The sequence below is a fragment of the Dyadobacter sp. 32 genome (assembly GCF_902506755.1).
Classification (GTDB): Bacteria; Bacteroidota; Bacteroidia; order Cytophagales; family Spirosomataceae; genus Dyadobacter.
On record NZ_LR735258.1, the window covers coordinates 5,279,622 to 5,302,216 of the forward strand.

The 22,595-nt window shown below is 47.5% G+C and carries 14 protein-coding genes; 10 read left to right on the forward strand and 4 right to left on the reverse strand.

Going from position 1 to position 22,595, the window contains the following annotated elements; translation table 11 throughout:
* Positions 1–20 precede the first annotated feature (20 nt).
* The 4 genes from DYADSP32_RS21650 to DYADSP32_RS21665 all read right to left on the reverse strand — a co-directional run bounded on the left by DYADSP32_RS21650 (position 21) and on the right by DYADSP32_RS21665 (position 6,976).
* Positions 21–2,192, reverse strand: coding sequence for a tetratricopeptide repeat protein (locus DYADSP32_RS21650; protein ID WP_414617955.1), 2,172 nt, complete (start codon positions 2,190–2,192; stop codon positions 21–23).
* 255 nt (positions 2,193–2,447) lie between these two features.
* Positions 2,448–4,523, reverse strand: coding sequence for a tetratricopeptide repeat-containing sensor histidine kinase (locus DYADSP32_RS21655; protein WP_149240803.1), 2,076 nt, complete (start codon positions 4,521–4,523; stop codon positions 2,448–2,450).
* A 234-nt stretch (positions 4,524–4,757) separates the two neighbouring features.
* The gene (locus tag DYADSP32_RS21660; RefSeq protein ID WP_414617956.1) at positions 4,758–5,996 is read right to left on the reverse strand and encodes a hypothetical protein; all 1,239 of its coding nucleotides are present in this window, start codon (positions 5,994–5,996) and stop codon (positions 4,758–4,760) included.
* A gap of 113 nt (positions 5,997–6,109) precedes the next feature.
* The gene (locus DYADSP32_RS21665) at positions 6,110–6,976 is read right to left on the reverse strand and encodes an AraC family transcriptional regulator (RefSeq protein ID WP_149240801.1); all 867 of its coding nucleotides are present in this window, start codon (positions 6,974–6,976) and stop codon (positions 6,110–6,112) included.
* Between the two features lie 741 nt (positions 6,977–7,717).
* Here DYADSP32_RS21665 and DYADSP32_RS21670 point away from each other — a divergent pair.
* The 10 genes from DYADSP32_RS21670 to DYADSP32_RS21715 all read left to right on the forward strand — a co-directional run bounded on the left by DYADSP32_RS21670 (position 7,718) and on the right by DYADSP32_RS21715 (position 22,572).
* Complete coding sequence (locus DYADSP32_RS21670; RefSeq protein WP_414617957.1) at positions 7,718–8,383, forward strand: carbohydrate-binding family 9-like protein; 666 nt, start codon at positions 7,718–7,720, stop codon at positions 8,381–8,383.
* 74 nt (positions 8,384–8,457) lie between these two features.
* Positions 8,458–9,333, forward strand: a complete 876-nt coding sequence (locus DYADSP32_RS21675; RefSeq protein WP_414617958.1) for an SMP-30/gluconolactonase/LRE family protein — start codon at positions 8,458–8,460, stop codon at positions 9,331–9,333.
* Between the two features lie 37 nt (positions 9,334–9,370).
* Positions 9,371–10,468, forward strand: coding sequence for a bile acid:sodium symporter family protein (locus DYADSP32_RS21680; RefSeq protein ID WP_414617959.1), 1,098 nt, complete (start codon positions 9,371–9,373; stop codon positions 10,466–10,468).
* A gap of 66 nt (positions 10,469–10,534) precedes the next feature.
* Positions 10,535–11,065, forward strand: coding sequence for a RidA family protein (locus DYADSP32_RS21685; RefSeq protein WP_414617960.1), 531 nt, complete (start codon positions 10,535–10,537; stop codon positions 11,063–11,065).
* 39 nt (positions 11,066–11,104) lie between these two features.
* Positions 11,105–12,892, forward strand: coding sequence for a gamma-glutamyltransferase (ggt, locus tag DYADSP32_RS21690; RefSeq protein WP_149240799.1), 1,788 nt, complete (start codon positions 11,105–11,107; stop codon positions 12,890–12,892).
* 59 nt (positions 12,893–12,951) lie between these two features.
* Complete coding sequence (locus DYADSP32_RS21695; RefSeq protein WP_149240798.1) at positions 12,952–14,331, forward strand: hypothetical protein; 1,380 nt, start codon at positions 12,952–12,954, stop codon at positions 14,329–14,331.
* A gap of 98 nt (positions 14,332–14,429) precedes the next feature.
* Complete coding sequence (locus DYADSP32_RS21700) at positions 14,430–15,653, forward strand: aminotransferase class V-fold PLP-dependent enzyme (RefSeq protein ID WP_149240797.1); 1,224 nt, start codon at positions 14,430–14,432, stop codon at positions 15,651–15,653.
* A 195-nt stretch (positions 15,654–15,848) separates the two neighbouring features.
* Positions 15,849–17,108: an amidohydrolase/deacetylase family metallohydrolase gene (locus DYADSP32_RS21705; protein ID WP_149240796.1), complete on the forward strand. Its 1,260-nt coding sequence runs from the start codon at positions 15,849–15,851 to the stop codon at positions 17,106–17,108.
* Positions 17,109–17,165: 57 nt separating this feature from the next.
* Complete coding sequence (locus DYADSP32_RS21710) at positions 17,166–18,935, forward strand: PQQ-dependent sugar dehydrogenase (RefSeq protein WP_414617961.1); 1,770 nt, start codon at positions 17,166–17,168, stop codon at positions 18,933–18,935.
* Between the two features lie 544 nt (positions 18,936–19,479).
* A complete protein-coding gene (locus tag DYADSP32_RS21715) occupies positions 19,480–22,572 on the forward strand; it encodes a SusC/RagA family TonB-linked outer membrane protein (RefSeq protein WP_414617962.1) in 3,093 nt (1,030 codons plus the stop codon).
* The last annotated feature ends 23 nt before the right edge of the window (positions 22,573–22,595 follow it).

Here is a 22,595-nt window from a genome sequence, read left to right on the forward strand (position 1 = left end):
CGGCTCAAAAAATACCATATTCAGGTTATCGGAATGAACAGGTGCACAAGCGTGCCGGAATTGTCGGGGATAACGGAAAGATTTCCCCCAAGCTGGCTGGCTCTTTCTTTCATGCTTTTTGTTCCGGTACCGGTGCCGTTGCCTTTCCAGGTGCCGTTGTCTTTGATTTTCAGTTCGAGCTGCTCCTTATTCCTGCCGAAGGTAAGCGCCACCCGGCTGGCTCCGGCATGTTTGGCAATGTTACTGATGGCCTCTTTGCAGATTAAAAGAAGCTCTTTCCTGGTTTGAAGAGGCAACTCTTTATCCAGCAGTTCATCATCCAGCATGATGCTGATTTCGATATCCAGCGCTTCCAGCGTTTCTGAGGCATATTCACGTATCCTTGCCACGAGGCTGTCCATTTTTTCATTTTCAGGGCGGATTGCCCACACGATGTCACTCATTTTTTCCTGAACCGTTTTGCTCTGGCCGGCTATTTTCCCCAACATTTCCCGAGCCTGAGCCGGGTTTGAGGATAGTGCCTTCTGCGATACATTACTCAATATGTTGATACTCGTGAGCGTACTGCCGATCTCGTCGTGCAGGTTTTTGCTGATGCTGTTTCGAATGGCCAGCAAATCCGCCTGCTGCTGAATTTTCTTCCGAAGTTTGAAACGGTTGAACCAGGTAAAGCCAGCCAATAGTACCAGCGCAAGGCATGCAAGCAAGAGATTTTGGATCATTTTTTGGTTAACAAGCTGATTCTCTCTCAGTTCGGCCTCCTTTTCAGCCAAAGCCAGTTGTTGTTCTTTGTTTTTGGTGATTAGGCTTTGTTTTTCAAGCGCTTCGTCATTCAATTGCTTTTCTTTGGATAACAATTCTATTTCCGCCTGCTTTTGCTTCGCTTCCAAAACGTTACCGGCAATCACAGCTTCCTGTTTTTCTATTTGCAGCTGCTTTAATTTCTGTAAGGTATTGAGCCTCGTTATTTCACCATCTTTCTTCTCTGTTTCATAGGAAGTTCGGATCTCCGCGATCCTGGCCAGATTGCTCTTGTCGGTAATGCTGTCACGGTAGGCGATATACTGTTTGTAATTGTAGTGTGCCTGCTCATAATGATGCCGTCCTGAAAAAAAGATGCTTATCTTTTCGTAGGCATTGGCAATGTTCTCTTTGTTGTCCATGGCTATGGCCAGCTTCAAACCCTTTTTGTAATACGCTATCGAATTGGCTGAATCATTGGCCGCGTTGGCCAGATTGCCGGCAGAGACGTACAGCCGGGACAGCATTTGTTTGTCGTCGAGCTCCTCGAAAAGCACAATGCCTTTGGTTTGCCAGATGAGCGCCTCCGGATAGTTTTTAGTTCTGGAATAATAAGCAGAAAGGGCTGAGGATGCGGAGGCGATCAGTTTTTTATTTTTTAATTCTTCTGCATATTTCAGGGCCTGTTGTAAATGGCTCAGCGACAAATCATTACTTCCTTTTAAAAGATAAAGCTGTCCCAGGTTAATATTTGTGATGGTTAATCCTTTTTTGTCGTCCAGTTTCTTTCGGATCTCGATGCTTTTTTGCTGATACTGTATGGCATCATCTGGCTTACCCAGAAGATAGAAAAGCGACGAAATATTGCTGTAAGTTTCTCCCATTCCCTGGTCTGCGCCATTCTTTTCGTATAAGTTCAGAGCCTTGAGGAAACTTTCCAATGCCTTGTTTTTTTCTCCTTTTGCGAGATACATGGAGCCGTAATTGCTATAGACTTCGGCTGTTTTTTTTGACGCCTGTTTTTCCAGACCAAGGGCCAGGGCCATCCCTAAATAGTTTTCGGCGTCCTGGTTTTTGCCTTTTTCAATAAAAGCGATTCCTCGCCTGTTGTACACATTGATCAGGAGGCTGGTGTCTTTAAGTTGTTTCACAATCGGTAATGAGAGCGAATCGAACCGGTTCATTTCGCTGGTTTTACCAATAAACTGGCTCAGTTCGGCCAGCTTGTCGTAGCAAATGGCTATCTGCTGGCGGGCATTGGTATGCATGGAAAACTGCAATGCCTGGTTGAGCCGTGCGAAAGCGGAATCATAGGCAGCTTGTTTGATGAGGACTTCTGAGGATGCGAGCAAGTTGTGTATGGCAGGTAAAGACTTTGCCGTTTGAGCAAAAATCGGTGCTGAACTCAGAGATGCAAAAAAAGAAAGAAGAGCAAGGGTTAATGTTCTCAATTTCAAATCTAATGATAAGGAGTTTTTGTGTGCACATGGTTGCCAGCGTCTAAATAACGCATTTTTATCCGAAGGAAAAAGTGAGCGAACGGTTCGTAACTATCTAAGGATAAAATTGGCTTCGCTTTCCCTTAAAAGGCCATTTGTTTACCGGGGAAATTTACCGCGCTAAGGGGCCTGTGCTCCGGCCATGCTAAAAGGAATCTGTTTGATCAATTTGCACGAATGCCTGTTGAGGAATTACGCGTTATTCTCTCAATTTCCCGGTGGTACATCCGGACGAGCCTTGCCTGCCTCGGATTTGGGCAGCAGAATGGTAAAGGTTGTTCCCTTGCCCTCGGTACTTTCAAAAGTTATTTGTCCGCCGTGCGCCTCAATGATCTGTTTGGTGATGGACAGTCCTAATCCAAAGGACTCTTCACCCGAGGTGCCCTTTCTTTTCGAGTCGGTAAACGCGTCGAATATTTTCTGCCCAAAGTGGTCGGGAATGCCGATTCCTTCGTCCTTAACCATGAGCTTCACCATGGGGCCATCTGTTTCAATGGCGACGTTGATGGTGGTTTCAGACGGACTGAATTTAATGGCATTGGAAATGAGGTTACTGATTACCCTCCACATCTTTTCATAATTGAGTGGAAGTATGGCCGGCTGCAGCTTTTGACGGATATGCTGTTGCTTTTGTGCAGCCTGAATGCGCAGCATATCAATACAGTGCTGAACAATATCTGCCAGATTTACATTTTCTTTCATGAATTCCACGGTCGTGGAGGCATTGAGGTGAAGTAGATTACCCACCAGGTCAAGGCAATTGTTTCCTGAATCTTTGATCAGTTTCAAACATTCCAGATCCTCTTCCGATCGGTCCGGATCCATTAGCATGATGTTGGACAGGGAGACCATGGCTCCCACGGGATTTCTGAGGTCATGCGCAACAATTTTCATGAGGCGCGTATTTTCAAGTTGACTATTCTCCAGTGCGGCCAGGGTCTGTTTCATCTGCTGATTCAGTGCCGTAAGGTTTTTTACATGCACCCGCGAGCGATGGTAATACAGCCAGATCACCAATGCAATCAGCAGGGTCATCATCAGGAATAGGGACAAGCCTTTAACATATAGACTTTTGAGCTCCCCGCTTTTTTCGAGGAGTGAAAGTTGGTGTTTTTGATCTTGTTCCCTGAGCACCTGGTCCATATCCGTTGTCTTTAGGCCGTTGTATACCTGATTCAGGGAGTCGCGGTAAACATGAAATCTGTTCAGAAAACGGTAGGCTTCTTTTATGTTTCCCGTCTTGTCATGATAAAGCCATTTTAATTCGTACCATTTTTGCCAGATGTCGGCGTGTGCAATGCTTTTTCCTCGGCCAGCCGACAGGTCGCTTTCCAGGCTGTCAAGCAAATTTGAAGCCCGATCAAATACGCCAAAACTGATGTAAAGTTTAGCGAGCTTAATTTTGGCGGTCTGAGCATCTTCAATACCGAATCCCGGGCGGTCATTGAGGTTGATGTTGGTACGCAGGTGTCTTTCGGCCTCTTCGAAGTGGCCCGTCTTGGCATAAACACCCCCCAGGTTTCCTTCGACCACGGCACGGGCAGTGGTGATGAAGTCCTGCTTGTGCGGGTGCAGTTTTTGATTGGTTGATATGAATTTAAGTGCACGTTTATAATAGTAGGTGGCCGAATCGGGTTGTTCCGATTTTTCAAAACAAAGTGCAATGGTGTTGATAATGCTTTGAGGCAGAATGAATCGATGTGAAAAAGTCCCGCTGGAACAGGATTCAATCTCCTGAAACGCCTGCTTCAGAAACGGGATCGCTTGCTGGTATTGTTCCTGCCTGTAGCGTATTATTCCGAGTGCATTGCTGAATTCACTCATGCTGCAATGATCTCCATTGCTAAGTGCTACACTTCGTCCCTGATAATACACTTTGAAGGCCTGGTTGTACTTCTTTTCCTGTTGTAACAGACCGGCCATCGCAAACAAAGACTGCGCATATTCATAGCCATATAGCGCCTCTGATGTTTTCAATATATTGAGCATACTGTCTATGTAGATACGCCTCATCACGAGATTGCGCTCGCTATGGGTGTAATAATTGGCTTTTGCGTTATACTTTTTCCACAAATCCCCAACCCCTTTCTTGCCGGGCGAGTTGTATGCGGAGTCCAGATAGCGAAGCGATGAAACTGGATTTGGTCCGGACATGAGATTGTCCGCCCGTTCAACAACCGTATCTGCCCATGCGACGTGGTCGGAATGATTTTGGGTAGCTTTCTCGCAAGATAAGGTTAAGCAAAAAATGATGATCAAAAAAGCTATAATCGTTTTTTGCATAGGGTATTGCGCTTCAATAAATAGTAGGAGTAAAGTTAGCCTAATAGTGCTTATTCTACAATTTAATACGTATTAATTGTCAATGCTCCTAAATCGCGTTGGATCATCAAAAAGTTAGCGGCTGTGGCCGGTTACCTGTTTTAAAGGTTGCCTTTCGTAGGGTTACATGTCCGGAATTGCTACCACCTTCAGGTAGGTTAGGGTACCTTTTATAACCGATTGAAAATATTCTCATTAAATCACCTTGGCCTCATTATGCACGACCACAATACCGGCACTGAAAATGTAATCTGCATCCCGGCGGTCGGAATAGGTTTTTTGAATCAGCGCTTTCCGGCGAACGACTTTTCCTGTGAATAGAACCTTTCCGCCCTGCCTAACGGTGATTTTTTTGTCGAGATCCATCATTTTGTCATTAAGCAGGATAAACAAGGTGTCGTTATCATTTCGCTGAATGTGGATTTCCTGACCCTGATAGGAGGCAAAGACGGTATTTGCTTTCCGGGCTGATTGGTTGGGGACCGATAACCAGTAGAAGTTGTTTCTTACAGCATCGTCCTGGACCCAGTTGACCTTTTGCGGCAAAGGGTTTCGTCTGAATTTGGCCATCCATGCCAAGCTGATGGTGTCCTGTTGTTTCATCCAGTGTGGCATTCCAGCCATCAAATGTGCATTGTGAACGAAACCTCCCTTGTCAGCTGATTGCAATGAATCCAGCTTCACAGACCATTCCGTCAACAATCCGTTTCGGTTGTAGGCGCCATCTTTTTCGCCTACGGCAAGAAAGAAGGGCAGGTTCCGGAGGTTGAGAATGGCCGCATCACCAGGATGCCCGGCCATCATCGCTGCTGCTGCCCAGTGGTCAGCCATGCGCGGTGCCAGCTGGTATACCCCATCTCCACCGGCCGAATAACCCATCAGATATACCTTGTTTGGGTTTACACCTTCCATCAGCACCGCATCCGATATGGCCCTTTCGAGTAATCCGTCAACAGGTTCCTGGTGCCACATATTCCAGGTATTGGAAGGGGATCGGGGTACGAAATATACGCCTTCGGCGGGCTTGTACAAACGCTGCTGATTCTTGTATTGCTGGTCATTCATTGCAGCCGGGCCGTTGCCTCCCCCGTGCATGGAGATATACAGGCTTCTGCCATCGGCTGGTTTTTCGCCAAAAATTTTGATTGTAAAATGAAGACTGTCATTTCCGATCTGAATTTTCTGTTTTTCCCAGTCTGTCCTGGCAATGGTTTTTTGCTTTTCCTGATAGTCAGATATTACCCTTTCTGCCTCCGCCGTGGCTTCTTTTTTCGTGAGACTTTTAGCAGGTTGACCCATGGAAGCCGTTGCTGACAAACAGAATATATAAGTGAGGAGTGTTTTGGAAATAGACATATTGAAATCGGGCATTGATATAATGGATGCGGATGAGTCCGCAAGGTAAACAAAGTTTTCTATGGCGAAAAAGACCATTTACGGCCTTTTGACATGCATCGGCTCTTGCTGAAACTTACCGGGTAGGTTGTATGGGGGTTTGCAAATTAAAGACCGAAGGTTATTATTGTTCTTGACGAGGATTTTTGCTTTCATACAGAAAGTGTTTTTCGGTAATCAGTAGGGGTCATTTCCTTCAGCTTTTTGAACTGACGGTTGAAATGGGCCAGATTGTTGAAGCCACTCTCATAGGCGACTTCGACGATGTTCCGATCATTCTGTGAAAGAAGTTTGCAGGCATGGCCAATCCGTACTCTTGTGAGGTATTCGATAAAAGTAACCCGAAACTGCTCCTTGAAAAAATTGCAGAAGGTGGTGACACTCATGTTTCCAACGGTCGCTATTTCGGCCAGGCTGATATCCTGGTTGAAATGATCCATGATGTAGCTTGTGATCTGATTCAACCTGCGGGAAGAATCGAAGTGGAAATTCTGAACAAAGGGAGGACTCGCCAGAAGTTCGTATTCATGGGTGTCGGACATCATGTCAAAAATGAGAAAGAGTGATGAGAGTCGCTGCATTCCGTTCAGGGCGGGCATTTTTTGGATCACGGCGCTGATCTTTTCGCGTGTTTCCCCTTTGAGTACCATGCCGCGCTCAGCCAGTTTCAGCGTCTTTTTGAATTGGTCCATTTCTGGGATGTTCATGAAATCCTCTCCCAGAAAATCACTGGTAAAGTGAAGTACGAGCGCTTCGGCCTGGTGGTCTGCCTTTCTTTCCAGGTAAATGGGGTCGTTCACCCATACATGTGGCAACATGGATCCCAAGAACACCAGGTCCCCTTCCTTAAAGTACCCAATGTGGTCCCCAACCATACGTCGTCCGGTGCTTTTCATTACCAGAACAAATTCGAAGTGCTCATGATAATGCCATGGCGTCGGGAAGAAGTCTCCGGTTTCCCTGAATACGATAAACGACTTGTCAACATCCTGCGGTAAGTGAAATTCAACTGCTTTCATAATGGTTTCGTTGGGTAAATTTTCGCAAACGGTTCTTGTCTTTACAAACGAGTCTGTCAACGCTCGCGAACGCTATTCAGAATTCGGTTTTAATCAGGGTTTTTATTGTTGGTCTATTTGTGGTTACTTAATTTCTCCGCAGACTGTTGCCTTCTATCTGCCATGAAGAACAAAATATTTTTAGTGAAAACCGGATAACAGTGATTGGGGATAATGGATGTGTTTTTGACTAATGGACGAATTAAATTGCACAAAGAAGGCTTGTGTCTATGATTCGTTCTGTCTTTTACAATTTTAGCGAATTCTGATGTAAATGTGACCGGTTTCCTGATAAAAAGTACCGATAACGTTTACGGAACATTTTTTGCACCGTCAAAAATCAGGGGCAAGATTGCTGGTCAGGTAAATTTCATAGTCCAGATTTGGGGGCCTATCGTATAAAAGGACAGAGCTACAAGAGATCGTTATGATGATAGTATCAGGAATCGGGCTGATAGTACGTGAATACTATTGGTCGGAAATATAATTTTACGATATGGCTGGCAGGTAGAATTTTAATAACGTGATATTTATAAAGACATCTGTTATCCTTTTAATAAGAAGTAAAATTCAATATAAAGTCATTGTTAAGCAGTGCCACCATTCATGTTTCCGATCCAGATCAATCATTTGAAATTTTCTATATTCTTTATTCTGTGTTTGACAGTCTGTCTTTCTGCTTTTTCCCAGAAGAAGCCGGGTATGGAAGCGGTTTACGAGGTTAGCCGGCTCAGAAAGCCGATGCCGATTGATGCAAACTGGAACAAGGCTCAGTGGAAAAAAGCCAAAACCCTGGAGATAACTCATTATATGGGCGCCGTTCCTCCTTTCAAACCGGGCGTGGAAGCAAAAATGATGTATGATGCAGAAAATGTATATGTTATTTTTCGGGTTCAAGATAGATATGTGAGGAGCCTTGTAGAGGAATACAACGGTAATGTGTCGGGTGATGCCTGTGTTGAGTTCTTCTTCTCACCTGATTCCGCCCTGCCGGAGCGATATTTCAATCTGGAAGTAAACGCAGGGGGAACTCCCTTGATTTTTTACGTTACCAAACCCTGGACGGGCTTTAACAAACTGGAGGCAGAGGATATAAAACAAATTGAGATCGCGCATTCGCTGCCGTCGAAAATCGACCCGGAAATTTCGGAGCCGGTTACCTGGACTCTGGAGTATCGCGTACCCTTGTCTATGCTCCGAAAATTTTCAAATGTGACCCCTCCGGGTCCCGGCATCAGATGGAGAGCAAACTTTTACAAAACGGCCAGCCAAAGCAGTAATCCGCATTGGATCACCTGGGCCTATGTGGATAATCCCCGACCCGATTTTCACATACCGCGGTTTTTCGGTACCCTAAAATTCAAATAGTTATCACCCCTGTTATGAAAATGAGCTTTATTCCCCTTTTGTTATTTAACCTGTTCTTCATAAATATTTTTCCCGTGGAATCTGCCTTTGACACCCATTCACAATCACAGCCCGAAGGAGAACTGTACAAATCTTCCGTTTTTACAACTGAGCATTCGTTTACTTCTGGTATAGAAGGGCCGGCCGTCGACAGGGATGGGATATTGTATGCTGTAAACTTTGAGAAACAGGGAACCATCGGGCGTGTAACACCGGAAGGTAAAGGAAGTGTTTTTGTTGAACTTGGCAAGGGAAGCATCGGTAACGGAATCCGTTTTCATAGCAAAGGGCACATGTTCATCGCCGATTACACCAACCACAACATTCTGCGTGTCGATATGGCGTCCGGGGTGGTAAGTGTATTTGCGCATGAGCCCAAAATGAATCAGCCCAATGATATCGCCATTGATGACCGAAATCGCTTATATGCCAGTGATCCGAATTGGGGGAAGGGTACCGGAAACATCTGGCGGATAGATACGAATGGAAAAACCACTTTACTGGAGGCAAACACCGGCACCACCAACGGAATTGAGGTAAGTCCGGACAACAAGACGCTGTATGTCAATGAAACGGTTCAGCGCAAAGTGTGGGCATACGACCTGTCGGCGAATGGGGAGATCAGCAACAAGCGTTTACTCATCGAATTTCCCGATTTTGGAATGGATGGCATGCGCTGCGATGCAAAGGGGAATCTGTACATCACCCGTCACGGTAAGGGTACCGTGGCCAAAGTGTCGCCAGCTGGAAAGGTACTGCTGGAGGTATCACTCAAAGGAAAAACGCCGAGCAACCTGGCCTTCGGTGGCAAAGATGGCTGTACCGTTTACGTCACTTTGCAGGACAACGGCAACGTTGAAACCTTTCGGGTAGAAACCCCCGGAAGAGAATGGGTAATGCTGAAAAAGTAAAAAGGCCAGGAACAGGCAACCAAAAACGCGATCAACCTTGAATAAAAACCATTTTCACAAAGCTTTTCTAGGTTTGTCCATGGTGAGCCTGGTGGTGACTGCTTTCATGATTTTCACCGGTCAAATTGGGGCTGCCGGTCCTTTTTTGATCACTTTTCTGGTTGCTTTGTCTATCAGTTTTCGAGGTTTTGCGGCTTTAAAGGGCCTGGCATTTACCGTTTTTATTCTGGGCGTTTGCGCTACAGCCCTGTATTATCCGGTTGTGTTTGTCAGGGTCAATGGTTTTGAACTAGCCGGGCTGATCACACCGCTGATTCAGCTGATTATGTTCGGAACCGGTTCCTCAATGGCCGTAAAGGATTTTGTGGAGCTATCCAAGTCGCCCCGATCGGTCATTGTGGGCGTTTTGGCGCATTTTACCATCATGCCCATGCTCGGTTTTTTATTGGCCAAGGGAAGTCAGTTGGCTCCCGAAATCTCTGCCGGAATCATCTTGCTGGGCTGTTCACCCACGTCTGTTACCGCAAGCCTGTTTGCTTATCTGGCCAGGGCCAATGTAGCACTCGCGATCACCGTGACATCCCTGACGACATTGCTGGCTCCCTTGCTGATCCCGTTGCTGATGAAGCTCTTTGCCGGCGGGTTTATTGAGATTGATGTTTTGGGTATGATGTGGGGTATGGTAAAAATTGTAGTTATCCCCATTGCAGCCGGTCTTTTGCTCAACAAGTTTCTTAACGGCAGAGCCAGGTGGCTGCATGCGGGCATGCCCTATGTGTCCATGTTCGGTGTCGCTTTGATCGTGGCGATCATCATGGCAGCCGGACGTGACAGCATTCTCAACATCGGTTATCTGCTTTTGCTGATTGTGTTTGTTCATAATCTGACGGGTTATTTCCTGGGTTACTGGGCGTCAAGGTGGTGCAGGCTTAATGAGCGGGATGCTCGTACCATTGCGCTCGTTACGGGCATGCAGAATGCCGGGCTGGTTTCGGGAATCGCGAAGGTGATGGGGAAAATTGCGACAGTGGGGCTGGCTTCGGCCATTTGCGGCCCTATTATGGGTTTTACGGCTTCTGTGCTTTCGTCGTACTGGAGCACTAAAAAGGCTGAGGAAGATTCCCTCTCAAAATAAGATCGCTTGAAAAAGAATTGTCCATTTCAAAGTATTATAATTTCAAAAATCCTAATCCGGAAAAAAATGAAAACGATGTTTCTGAATCATTTAATGCTTTTACTCCTGCTTTCCGTTGCGGTATCCGCACAAAGCGCCGACCCGGAAGCGCGCCTCAAAGCCCTGGGCATCGTTTTGAAAAAGCCAGCCAGGCCAACAGCGAATTTTTTGCTTGCGACCAGGGTGGGCAACCTGGTGTACCTTTCCGGGCATGGGCCTGTGAAGGAAGATGGGGAATATGTGAAGGGAAAAGTGGGTGAGCAGATCAGTTTTGAACAGGCAAAGGAAGCAGCACGTTTAACGGGCATTTCGTTGCTCACGTCCCTCAAAGATGAGATTGGAGATTTGAATAAAGTGAAAAGGATCGTAAAGGTGCTCGGCATGGTCAATGCGGTGCCTTCGTTTGACCGGCATTCACAGGTGATCAATGGTTTTTCAGACTTTATGGTCGAGGTTTTTGGTGAAAATGGGAAACACGCCCGTTCGGCCATCGGACTTGGCTCGCTTCCGATGGGTATCCCTGTTGAAATTGAAATGATTGTGGAGTTGAAGGAATAGCAGTTGAGGAGCTTGTGCCCTCTTAAATCAACGGACTTAATGAAAATAAAAGCAAAAGAGATAAAGCGCTGTGCACTGCTTTATGCACTGGCGACTATTATGCTGGTACCTCGAAACGGGAATGCGCAGGTTGCCAAAAACAACCTCCGCCCTGCCTCACTCGGTAAATTGGGTATGGTGACGTCTGCCAACCCACTAGCGAGCCTTGCCGGACAAAAGATACTCATCAAAGGCGGAAATGCCATTGACGCCATCGTGGCAACAGCAGCTTCACTCAATGCAGTGGAGCCCTACATGTCCGGAACGGCCGGAGTGGGGTACATGCTTTTCTATTCGGCGAAGGATAAAAAAGTACGCTCACTGGTATTTGGCGGCTGGGTGCCACAGAATTTTCAGGCGAAAGCAATCCGGTCCGACGCCAAGCTGGCCGATGGCGCCGGCCATGGAGGCATGGAAACAATTGGGCCGCGTACGCCTGCTGTACCGGGTAATCTGGCGGGCTGGAACCGTGCGCTCAAGGATTATGGCACCATGTCACTTGCCCAGGTTTTTGAAAGTACCATCGATTATCTGGAAAATGGGGTGCCCGTCACTGAGTTTGACGAGGCCATGTGGGCCGGAACCATCGACCGCGTATCGCCGCATCCCGAATCCGCCGCCATCTTTTTGAAACCGGATAAATCGCCTTATAAAATCGGGGATTTTTTCACCAACAAACCGCTCGCTAAAACGATGCGCCGGATTGCGAAAGAAGGGGTGGATGTCTTTTATAAGGGGGAAATAGCAAAGGAAATGGCTGCTGCTTTCAAGCGCGACGGTGGCTTCATTACGGTAGAGGATCTGGCGTCGGTACAGGATAAGGTGCAATGGGTAGAGCCTATCTCCGTGAAGTACAAGGATTATACCGTGTACAACAATCCCCCACCTGGAATGGGGATTCAACAGTTGCAGGTTCTGAAGATCATGGAGGGCTTTGATCTGAAAAAAATGGGGCACAACAGCACGGAGTATCTGGCCCATTTGATGGAGGCGATCTACCTCAGCCGGATCGATACGGATAAGTACATCGGTGATCCCAGGTTTGTGACTGTGCCGGTAGAGAGGCTGCTGTCCGACGATTACATAACCTCGCAAAGAGCAAAAGTGGTGGCTAATATCAAGGAAAGGAAGCAGAAAATAAAGAAGCAGTCATTTCTGGAATTGAAACCGGGCTACATGGAGGACGCAAACCAGGACAAGTTCAGGTATGCCACTACGAGTTTGTCGGCTGTGGACCAATGGGGCAACGCAGTCGTGATTATTCAGACTCACGGCGGCGGCTTCGGATCGGGATATGTTGCTGGTAAAACTGGGGTGGTTTTCAACAGCGCCCTCGACTGGATGACGCTTGTACCAGGCCAGGCCAATAGTGTTGAGCCTGGTAAGGCAGTTGGCTGGTGTATTGGCGGTATGATGCAGTTTCACAAGGACGGAAAGCCGCAACTTATTGTAGGTTCTCCGGGCAGCTTTGGAATACTCCAGTCGGTTCCTCAGGTTGCGCTCAATGTGGTGGATTTTGGGATGAATATACAGGATGCGATCAGCGCACCACGTTTCCGTTGGAAAGATGAGCTGGGCTCGGTACCAGCCAAAGAACTGATTATCGAAACAAGAATTCCCGAAAAGACACTTCAGGAGCTTCGTGACATGGGTTATGTGCTGGATACGAGCCTGGGCGAATGGTCCATGACGGTTGGCGGGGCCCAGGGTATCACCATCGACCACCAGACGGGTTGGTTTCTGGGCGGGGCCGATCCACGCAGAAACGGCTATTCCATGGGCTGGTAACAGCCTTGAACCAAAATGCAGATTGAAATTAATTACTATTCCTGAATCCGATACCAACCATGAACGCAAAAGAAAATTCCCCACGTCGCCAGTTTATCAAAAAATCGGCAGGTGCGGCTGTAAGTTTGTCTATGTTATCGGGTTTTTTCCCAAAAGGCTATATCAACCTTACCGGACCGGAGCGTCAGATTTCCGGGCTGGTGCGGGATAGTAAGCCCGCGGCACTCAAGCGAATTGCGCTCATCGCCAATACCTATCGCAACAGTGCACATGCGGACGTGATCGGTACCAAACTATTCGTAGGTATTCCTACCGATGAAGGTATGGTGGCGCCGGAGGTTCAGATCGTTTCCATGTGGATAGACCAGATCGGAGCCAATGATACTGGTGTTCGCATCGCTAAAATGAACAACGCCACACTGTACCCTACCATCGCGGAAGCACTGATGCTGGGGGGCGACAAACTTGCTGTGGATGGAGTGATTTACATCGGGGAGCATGGCGACTATCCCAAAAGTAGGTATGGCGTCAAAATGTACCCGCGAATGAACTATCTGGAACAAATCTTTCGGGTCTTTGACGCCTCTGACCGGTCTGTACCCTTGTTTTCGGACAAGCATCTGGCGTACAGCTGGCTCGACAGCAAATGGATCTATGATCGTGCTCAGGAGTTGAAAGTGCCCATGATGGCAGGTTCTTCCTTGCCCTATTGCTGGCGTGATCCGATGTTGGTGCATCCGATTGGTGTCAAAATCTCGGAGGCGGTTGCCATTGGGTACGCTTCGCTGGATGCCTATGGATTTCATGTCCTGGAAATTCTGCAGTGTATGGTGGAGCGGCGTGCTGGCGGAGAAACGGGAGTGGTTAGCGTACAGGGGCTGACCGGTGATGCTGTGTGGAATGCGATTGATGCCGGGAAAATTTCGAAGGAACTGGTAGAGGCGGCCTGCAACAGCATTAAAGGACGCGTTGCGGGTAATATGAGGGATATTGTAAAAGATCCGAAAGCAATCATCATCCGGTACAAAGACGGTCTGAAAGGTGCCATACTGATGCTCGATGAGCTGGTGGATACAGGCTGGGCTTATGCTGCAAAGGCGGGTGGTAAAACCGTCGCAACAGAGTTTGTGCTGGATCACAGTATGAGCTACTCCCATTTTAGTTACCTCACACTGAATATTCAGAAGTCGCTGGTAACAGGCAAGCCCCAGGGGCCGGTAGAGCGTACACTTTTGACCAGCGGAATCATAGACATGGGGATCCGGTCGTCCGTGGATGGCGGCAAAGAGATAAAAACGCCCTTCCTGAATGTAAAATATTCGGCGGCGGGTATTGAACCCATTTTGCCCACCGCTCCCCGACCGACCGGGCAGAGTATTGGTCCCTGGCCTCCGCAGGGATACGAGTTCATCATTCCTGATCAGTTTAAAAAGAAATGAGCATGCCGGATTGATTAGGTTTCATGTCTTTCTGTGTTTTAATTAGTTAGGAGGGTTTTACTGCATTTATTGAATCTTTAATCTTTATATCAAAAAATATGCACCGTCGTGATCTGCTCAAAGGTTTGACAATATTGCCCGTTGCGGGTGGCGTTTCCGGTTCGGTATTTGCAACGGAAGCCATCGCTTCCGAAGCCGCACCGGTTGCAAAGCGTGACCTGTTCAAGGAACTTGGCTTGCGTACTTTCATCAATGCAGCCGGCAACTACACTTCCATGACCGCATCGCTGATGCCTCAGGAGGTGCTGGATGCCATTCAGTCGGGCGCTCAGGAATACGCGATGCTGGACGATGTGCAGGATAAAGTGGGGGAGAAAATTGCGGCATTGTGTCACGCGGAAGCATCTATGGTTACAGCCGGCTGCTGGTCTGCCCTGGTATTGGGTATGGCCGGTGTGCTAACAGGAATGGATACGAAGAAGGTTGCTCAGCTTCCTTTCCTGGAAGGAACAGGCATGAAGTCGGAGGTGATTGTACAAAAAACCCATGCAAATGGCTATCATACAGCGCTCATGAATGCCGGTGTGAAGATTGTCATTGTAGAAACTGCCGAGGAAGTCGAAAAGGCGATCAATGAAAAAACGGCCTTACTCTGGTTTTTGAACCGGGAAGCGCCGGAAGGAAAAATCAAACATCAGGAATGGCTCGATATTGCAAAAAAACACAACCTGCCCACGATGATCGATATTGCTGCTGATGTGCCACCTGTCGAAAATCTGTGGAAATACAATGATATGGGATTTGACCTGGTATGTATTTCAGGAGGAAAAGCCATGGCTGGCCCCCAAAGTGCTGGTATATTAATGGGTAAGAAGCATCTGATCGCAGCCGCCAGACTAAGTGCACCGCCCCGCAGCGGTATTGGTCGGGGTCAAAAGGTGAATAAGGAAGAAATGCTCGGCATGTACGTAGCCGTGGAAAGATATGTGAAGCACGATCATGCCAAAGAATGGAGAATGTGGGAGGATAAAATCGCGCTGATCAACAATACGGTTAAAAACATTCATGGTGTAAAAACGGAAGTGGTCATTCCGCCTGTGGCTAACCACCTGCCGTCGCTCAGTATTACCTGGGATCCTCAGAAAGTAAAATTAACCCGCGATCAGATGGGGGAAAAACTACGTAAAGGAACGCCTTCCATTGAGGTGATTGCCTGGGAAACAGAAAACAATATCCGGCTTACGGTCTTTATGCTGAAGCCCGGCCAGGAAAAAATTGTAGCTCAGCGAATCAAGGAAGAACTCGTGCAGGCATCGGCTTGATGCATTGACTTCGGCTGTCGGCAAACGGCTTTCGGCGGGTAAATTGTTGAAGGCTGAATTGTTAAATTGTTGACGGGAACCGCTGGCAATTAAACAATGATATCAATAAAGCCATTTGACAATAAAACAATTTAGCAATCAAACCATCGTAGCAATCTAACAATGGTAAAATAATCAATCCCAGTCTTTTAAAACATGATGAATAAAACTTTTTTAATTGCCCTGTTTCTATTGTCGATGACCGGAAAAGTTCAGGCTCAGACTTACGATGTCATCATCAAGGGCGGGCAGGTAATTGATCCGAAAAACAATGTCAATGCCGTTCTGGATGTGGCTATCACGGGTGGTAAAATTGCCCGGGTTGGTAAAGATATTGCTGCCAGCCTGGGCAAGCAGGTTATTGATGCAACAGGTTTGTTGGTGACACCGGGCATTATTGATATTCACGGGCACGTGTTCGCAGGTACATCCCAAGAAGGTGGCCTGAGCGATGGTTTCAGCTCCTTGCCGCCCGATGGTTTCACGTTCCGGGTGGGCGTTACCACCATCGTGGATGCGGGTGGGGCAGGTGCTGATTCTTTTGCCAAATTCAAAAAAAATATCATTGACAATTCGCAGACCCGTGTCCTTGCATTCCTGAATATTTCCAGTGCGGGCATGGTTGGTGATGAATATTCCGTGTACCAGCAGGAGCTTCAGTACATGAATCCGCAACTTGCCGCCAATGCAGCGAAGGAGTATAAAGACTACATAGTCGGCATTAAAGTGGCGCATTTTCACAAGCCCGATTTCATCGCCGTGGATCGTGCACTGGAGGCTGGCAAGCTCGCGGGCATTCCCGTCATGATTGATTTTGGCGGAAGTAAACCCAGGTTGTCCATCGAAGATCTGTTTATGAAGCGTCTGCGTCCGGGCGATATTTTTACACACACCTACGGTCAGATATTGGAAACCAAAGAATCCATCGTAGATCTTGAAACCAACAAGCTCAAACCGTTTGTCCTGGCGGCACGTAAGCGTGGTGTGATTTTCGACGTCGGACATGGCGGGGGGAGTTTTACCTACTCTCAGGCGCTGCCGGCAACGCAACAGGGATTTTATCCCGAAACGATCAGTACCGATCTGCACACCGGCAGTATGAATGGCGCCATGAAAGACATGCTCAGTGTGATGTCCAAGTTTATGGCGCTGAAGATGGATTTGCCAAGTGTGATCAAAGCCAGTACATGGTCGGCTGCAAAAGCCATCAGGCGGGAAGAGCTGGGTCATATCTCCGTTGGTGCCATTGCAGACGTGGCCATACTCAACGTCAGGAAAGGTAAGTTCGGATTCTACGATGTGGCGCGGTACAAGTCGGAGGGGACAGAAAAACTGGAATGTGAAATGACGATCAAGGATGGGAAAGTGGTTTATGATCTCAATGCAAGAGCGATCCCACTTCCTAAAAAGCCCTGATCCGGCAATGAGTGGATCTATCGCATGATGTATATTTTAATTTCAACCCGTTCGAAAATGAAATTTTTTATCCAGACCATTTTCAAAAACATTTTAAAGAGCATGCCAGTTGTGCTGTCAGGAATTCTTTTTCTGGTATGCATCGGCTTTGTCCGGTACGAGCATGTCAATGACTTGCCAAAAGGCGATGCCGATAACGGAGGCCTGTTTTTACCCGGTGGTTTTTCTGCCGTTGTAGTCTCCGACAGCGTGGGTTCGGCGAGGCATCTTGCGGTAAATAAAAACGGAGATGTTTATGTCAAATTGAGAAGGGTGGGGCCGAAGGGTGGGAGCGTGGCCCTCAGGGATACCGACCAGGACGGGAAGGCTGATATCATTGAGTATTTCGGAGACTATCAGGATCCTGGAAGCTACGGTACGGCCATGCGGATCTACAAGGATTATATCTATTACAGCACAGCAGGCATGGTCCTTAGAACCAAGCTCACACCTGGAAAGCTCATTCCTGACGGAAAGTCAGAAGTGATTCTGACCGATGATTACAAAAATAAAGTGCACGGCTCCGAGCACATCGCCAAGCCCATAACCTTCGATGACGCAGGGCACATGTATGTGCCGTTCGGTTCACCAGGAGATGTTTGTCAGCTACAGAACCGCGTTCCTGGCCTGGCCGGGCAGGATCCGTGCCCTCAGCTTGAAGAGCATGGAGGTATCTGGCAATTCGACGCGGATAAGCCGGGGCAGCTTCAGAAGGATGGCAAACGTTATGCGACCGGCATCAGGAGTGTGGTGGGGATGGATTGGAATCATGCAGACCAAACATTGTATGCGTTGCAGCATGGCCGCGACAACCTGTCCAGAACCTGGCCCGACCTGTATTCGCCCTGGCAAAGTGCCATGCTTCCATCCGAGGAATTTTTAAGAGTGAAGGAGGGGGCCAATGCAGGCTGGCCTTATTATTACTACGATCAGATGCAGGGCAAAAAACTATTGAACCCCGAATACGCAGGCGATGGGAAGAAGGCTGGAAAGGGCAAAGAGTTTGAGCAGCCGGTAATCGGTTTTCCTGGCCACTGGGCGCCCAACGATTTGTATTTCTATCGGGGTGACCAGTTTCCTGCGCGATATAAAAATGGGGCATTCATTGCCTTCCACGGATCTACCATTCGTGCTCCCTATCCGCAGGCGGGGTACTTTGTCTGTTTTGTACCATTCCGGAATGGAGCTCCATCTGGTCCCTGGGAGGTTTTTGCGGATGGCTTTGCCGGAGTTGATACAATCGTGAACACCGCCGATGCCAAAGCGAGGCCCATGGGAATTGCCATGGGGCCGGATGGATCGCTTTATGTTACCGAGAGTGTGAAAGGTAAAATATGGAGGATCATGTATAAGGGCAACCGTGCCTCGTTTGGTAAAGCGCAGCTGGCGGCCATGGAGAAAAGAAAAAATAATCCCAATATCAAGACACCTGACGAGGTCGACGACAATCTGGAAAAGAAAATTCTAAGCCAGGGTGAGAAGTCGTATAAGCTCTATTGCGGGGCATGCCACCAGGGTGATGGCAAAGGCGACGGCAGCCGGTTTCCGCCCTTAGCCGGTTCGGAAAGGGTAACCGGGGAAAAGAGAGGGTTGATAGAAGTGATATTAAAAGGCATGAGCGGGCCGCTGAAAGTAAATGGTGTTGAATACAATGGGGTGATGCCCGCACACGACTTCCTGAAAGACCACGAAATTGGTTTGATATTGACGTATATAAGGGCAAGTTTTGGAAATAACGCCAGTAGTATCGGTGCTGGAGAGGTCAAAAAGGTCAGGGATATGAAATAGGCCTCAGGGCGATTACAGCGCATTTCCGCAACAGATATTGGTTTATGCGGGGATTTCGGTTTGACATCTGAAAGTATAGGGCATTCGGGTTACTCCGGGTGTCTTTTTTGCTTTATTACATCGTCACGTTCTTGTTGAACCACCTTTTTTTAGTGTTTCAAAATTGTATTTATCCGTGGTGGATACCGGTGGAATAACCATGGAGCCGAATGGAGCTCATTTCCTGCTGATTCAGGATTACGGATGTGTTCATATACCCTTTCCCTAATACCTGTTACCTCGATAATGCGAGGCACCCGAACGATACTGCAAGATTATGCCCACTGTGTTCAGGAGGGTTAAAACTATATTTTATGGGAATGTTTATATCAAGTCGCCGTTGGTCACTCTTGTAGAAGCCTGTTGAAAAATAGTATCAGCATTCAATAATTTCGTATTAAGGGACTCTTTTTATTAGTGATAATTTTGAGAAATGTGATAATTGTAAAATTATATATTGTACTACTTAACTTAAAGGATGACTATGTTTTGGAATTGTTTGCAAATGACAAATCGAAAGGTGGATTGTAGTATTCTGCTTTTCGGTGTCCGTGAGGCGGTTACGGATCTGCAGAAAAAGTTAAGGTTTCTGATTGCAGCGGTGATGTTATTTTCATTTACCGGCCTGTCGGCACAGGCGCAGGATGTGAGCGGGAAAGTAACGGATGCGAAAGGTGAAGGCTTACCGGGGGTGAATGTTCTCGTAAAAGGATCCACCAAAGGTACATCGAGTGACGAGCAGGGTATATATAAAATCTCCCTGTCTCCCGGTGAGACCACACTGATTTATTCCTTTATAGGTTATACTTCTCAGGAGGTATCCGTGGGCGGGAGGTCGGTTATAGATGTAACACTCAAGGAAGACGCGACGCAGCTGAGTGAGGTGGTGGTAACCGCTTTGGGTATCGAAAGAAGTGCTAAAACACTTACCTATGCAACACAACAGTTGTCGGGTAAACAGCTAGCAGACGTACGTGATGCCAACTTTGTAAATACACTTTCAGGGAAAGTAGCTGGTATTGTTGTTACGCAGGGGTCTTCCGGGCCGGGGTCTGCAACCAGAGTCACACTTAGAGGTAGCCGATCAATTGCGGGCAGAAACAACGCGCTGTTTGTGGTAGATGGGGTACCCATTGACAATTCCGTGAGAAGTCAGGTAAGTTCCGATTTTGGAGGGGTTAACCGAAGCGATGGTGCTGCCAACATCAACCCGGATGACATCGAGTCTATGAACGTACTGAAAGGGCCTGCTGCTTCGGCCCTGTATGGAAGCCGGGCTGCCAATGGGGTCATCATGATCACGACTAAAAAAGGCAAGGCAGGCAAAATTACTACGGATATCAACTCAGGTGTGTCCATGGAATCTCCTATGCTGTTGCCTAGTTTTCAGAATACCTACGGACAGGGAGCCGGGGGTGTTTCCAGCGCAAATGCGGCAGCAAGCTGGGGTGCGGCCGCTACCACCTATCCCGACAACATTAAGGATTTTTACAGGAATGGCGTTTCGACCAACAATTCGATCGGCGTGTCAGGGGGTAGTGAAAACATCCAGACTTACATGTCTTATACCCACAACAAAAACCAGGGTCTGATTCCAAACAACGATTTATTGCGTCATACCCTGAACCTTAGGATCAGTGCGAAACTGACCAAGAAACTCACGGTCGACGGGAAGATTACGTACATCAATCAGGATATTAAAAACAAACCGTACTCTGGTGAAAACAGCGGGCCGATCATGAACCTGTTGAAAACCCCAAGAAGTATAGATCTGAACGACTATAAAAATTACCAGACAGAAACCGGAAGCCCCAGATACTGGACAAGTTCAGGTATATACATGAACCCTTACTGGACGCTGAACAAAACATTCGGACGTGAAAAACGAGACCGATCCATTATTCTGGGATCTGCCAAATATGAACTGGCAAGCTGGCTGAATGTACAGGGTCGGGTAAGTTACGATACTTACGTGGATGACTATGAGCGCGGATATGCCAATGGTACACTTTTGTACGCAGCAGCAGGCGGTAATTATGAGAATTTTGATGGAAAGACCCTCGAGCGAAATATGGACCTGATATTCTCGGGTAACCATAAGCTTGGGGAACAATTTGGGTTGACCTACAATTTTGGTGCGGGGCAGACGTACAATAAGTATTCCGAAGTTGGAGCGACTGCAACCGGCCTTTCGGTGGTGGACAAATTTGACTTGTCGTTTGCTACCAACCTGACCCGCGTATCGACGTTCTCGGAAAAACAATTGCAATATGTGTTTGGTACAGCAGCCCTTTCGTTTAAGGAGTATCTTAATCTGGACTTTTCTATTCGTAATGACTGGTCGTCGACGCTTCCGAGCCCATATTCCTACACGTATTACTCGGTCGGTGCCAACTTTATTCTTTCTGATGCCGTACAGTTGCCTTCCTGGATCAGCTTTGCGAAGGTGCGTGGCTCCTGGGCGCAGGTGGGTAACGACACCGATCCTTATCAACTGGATCCTTTTTACAATTTTGTTGCCGGGGGTTCAACGGGTTACATTACCAGAAGCACCACTTTGCCGAATGCCAATCTGAAACCGGAAATCTCGTCCGCAACGGAATTCGGTCTTGATTTAAGAGCCTTCAATGGAAGAGTTGGTTTGGATGTGACCTATTACAACAGTAACACGGTGAACCAGATATTGTCCTTGCCATTAGCCAGTCCCTCCGGGTATGTTTCTCAGGTGATCAATGCAGGGAAAATCAATAACGCTGGTATTGAGATTGTTGCTTCCGGTAGTCCGCTAAAAGGAGGTAAGTTGTCGTGGGAAACGAGTGTAAACTTTGCCCGTAACATCAATAAGGTGATTTACCTTAGTGATAATATCACAAAGGTGAGTATTGGAAGTGGTATCAGAACGGCTTCGCCGATCGTGGCAAAGGGGGGGTCTTTCGGAGATATGGAAGCCAACACCTGGCTGAAAGATGCCCAGGGCAGGTATGTTGTTTCTGCAGCGGGGGTGCCGATGGTGGGGCCCATTAAAACGATCGGTAACTACAACCCAAAGTTTATGCTGGGCTGGAACAACACTTTCAATTACAAGAATTTTGTTCTCACGTTCCTTGTAGATGGTCGTGTGGGAGGTATCGTAACTTCGGGTACGGAAGCCAACCTGGCTTATGATGGTACGGCTGATTATACCGAAGAACACCGTGCAGGCGGCTGGGTACTTCCTGCTGTAAAAGCAGATGGCGCTGCCAATACCACGGCCATCAATGCAGAGGCGTTCTGGCAGACTGTTTCTCAAGGGCGCTACTCATGGGGCGAGTTCTTTACTTATTCCGCTACCAATTTCAGGTTGAGAGAGCTTACACTGGGTTACAACCTGCCGTTGCCAACCAGCTTCTTCCTGAAAAGTGCACGTTTGTCGTTCACAGCGCGCAACCTTTTCTTCCTGTACAGAGGTTATGCCACTATGGACATACCAGGTCTGAAAAAACGCAAGCTGCCGTTTGATCCTGACATGAATCTGGGAGCGGGTAATCTTCAGGGATTGGATTACGGCAATATGCCGTCGTCGAGAACTCTTGGTCTGAACCTGAAACTTAGTTTTTAATTGAAGCGCTGAGAAAGAGCATT

Coding starts and splice junctions, on each gene's coding strand:
- DYADSP32_RS21655 (WP_149240803.1), bottom strand. CDS start 4,523: ATGCAAAAAACGATTATAGCTTTTTTGATCATCATTTTTTGCTTAACC.
- DYADSP32_RS21660 (WP_414617956.1), bottom strand. CDS start 5,996: ATGGTCTTTTTCGCCATAGAAAACTTTGTTTACCTTGCGGACTCATCC.
- DYADSP32_RS21665 (WP_149240801.1), bottom strand. CDS start 6,976: ATGAAAGCAGTTGAATTTCACTTACCGCAGGATGTTGACAAGTCGTTT.
- DYADSP32_RS21670 (WP_414617957.1), top strand. CDS start 7,718: ATGGAAGCGGTTTACGAGGTTAGCCGGCTCAGAAAGCCGATGCCGATT.
- DYADSP32_RS21685 (WP_414617960.1), top strand. CDS start 10,535: ATGAAAACGATGTTTCTGAATCATTTAATGCTTTTACTCCTGCTTTCC.
- ggt (WP_149240799.1), top strand. CDS start 11,105: ATGAAAATAAAAGCAAAAGAGATAAAGCGCTGTGCACTGCTTTATGCA.
- DYADSP32_RS21695 (WP_149240798.1), top strand. CDS start 12,952: ATGAACGCAAAAGAAAATTCCCCACGTCGCCAGTTTATCAAAAAATCG.
- DYADSP32_RS21700 (WP_149240797.1), top strand. CDS start 14,430: ATGCACCGTCGTGATCTGCTCAAAGGTTTGACAATATTGCCCGTTGCG.
- DYADSP32_RS21705 (WP_149240796.1), top strand. CDS start 15,849: ATGATGAATAAAACTTTTTTAATTGCCCTGTTTCTATTGTCGATGACC.
- DYADSP32_RS21710 (WP_414617961.1), top strand. CDS start 17,166: ATGAAATTTTTTATCCAGACCATTTTCAAAAACATTTTAAAGAGCATG.
- DYADSP32_RS21715 (WP_414617962.1), top strand. CDS start 19,480: ATGACAAATCGAAAGGTGGATTGTAGTATTCTGCTTTTCGGTGTCCGT.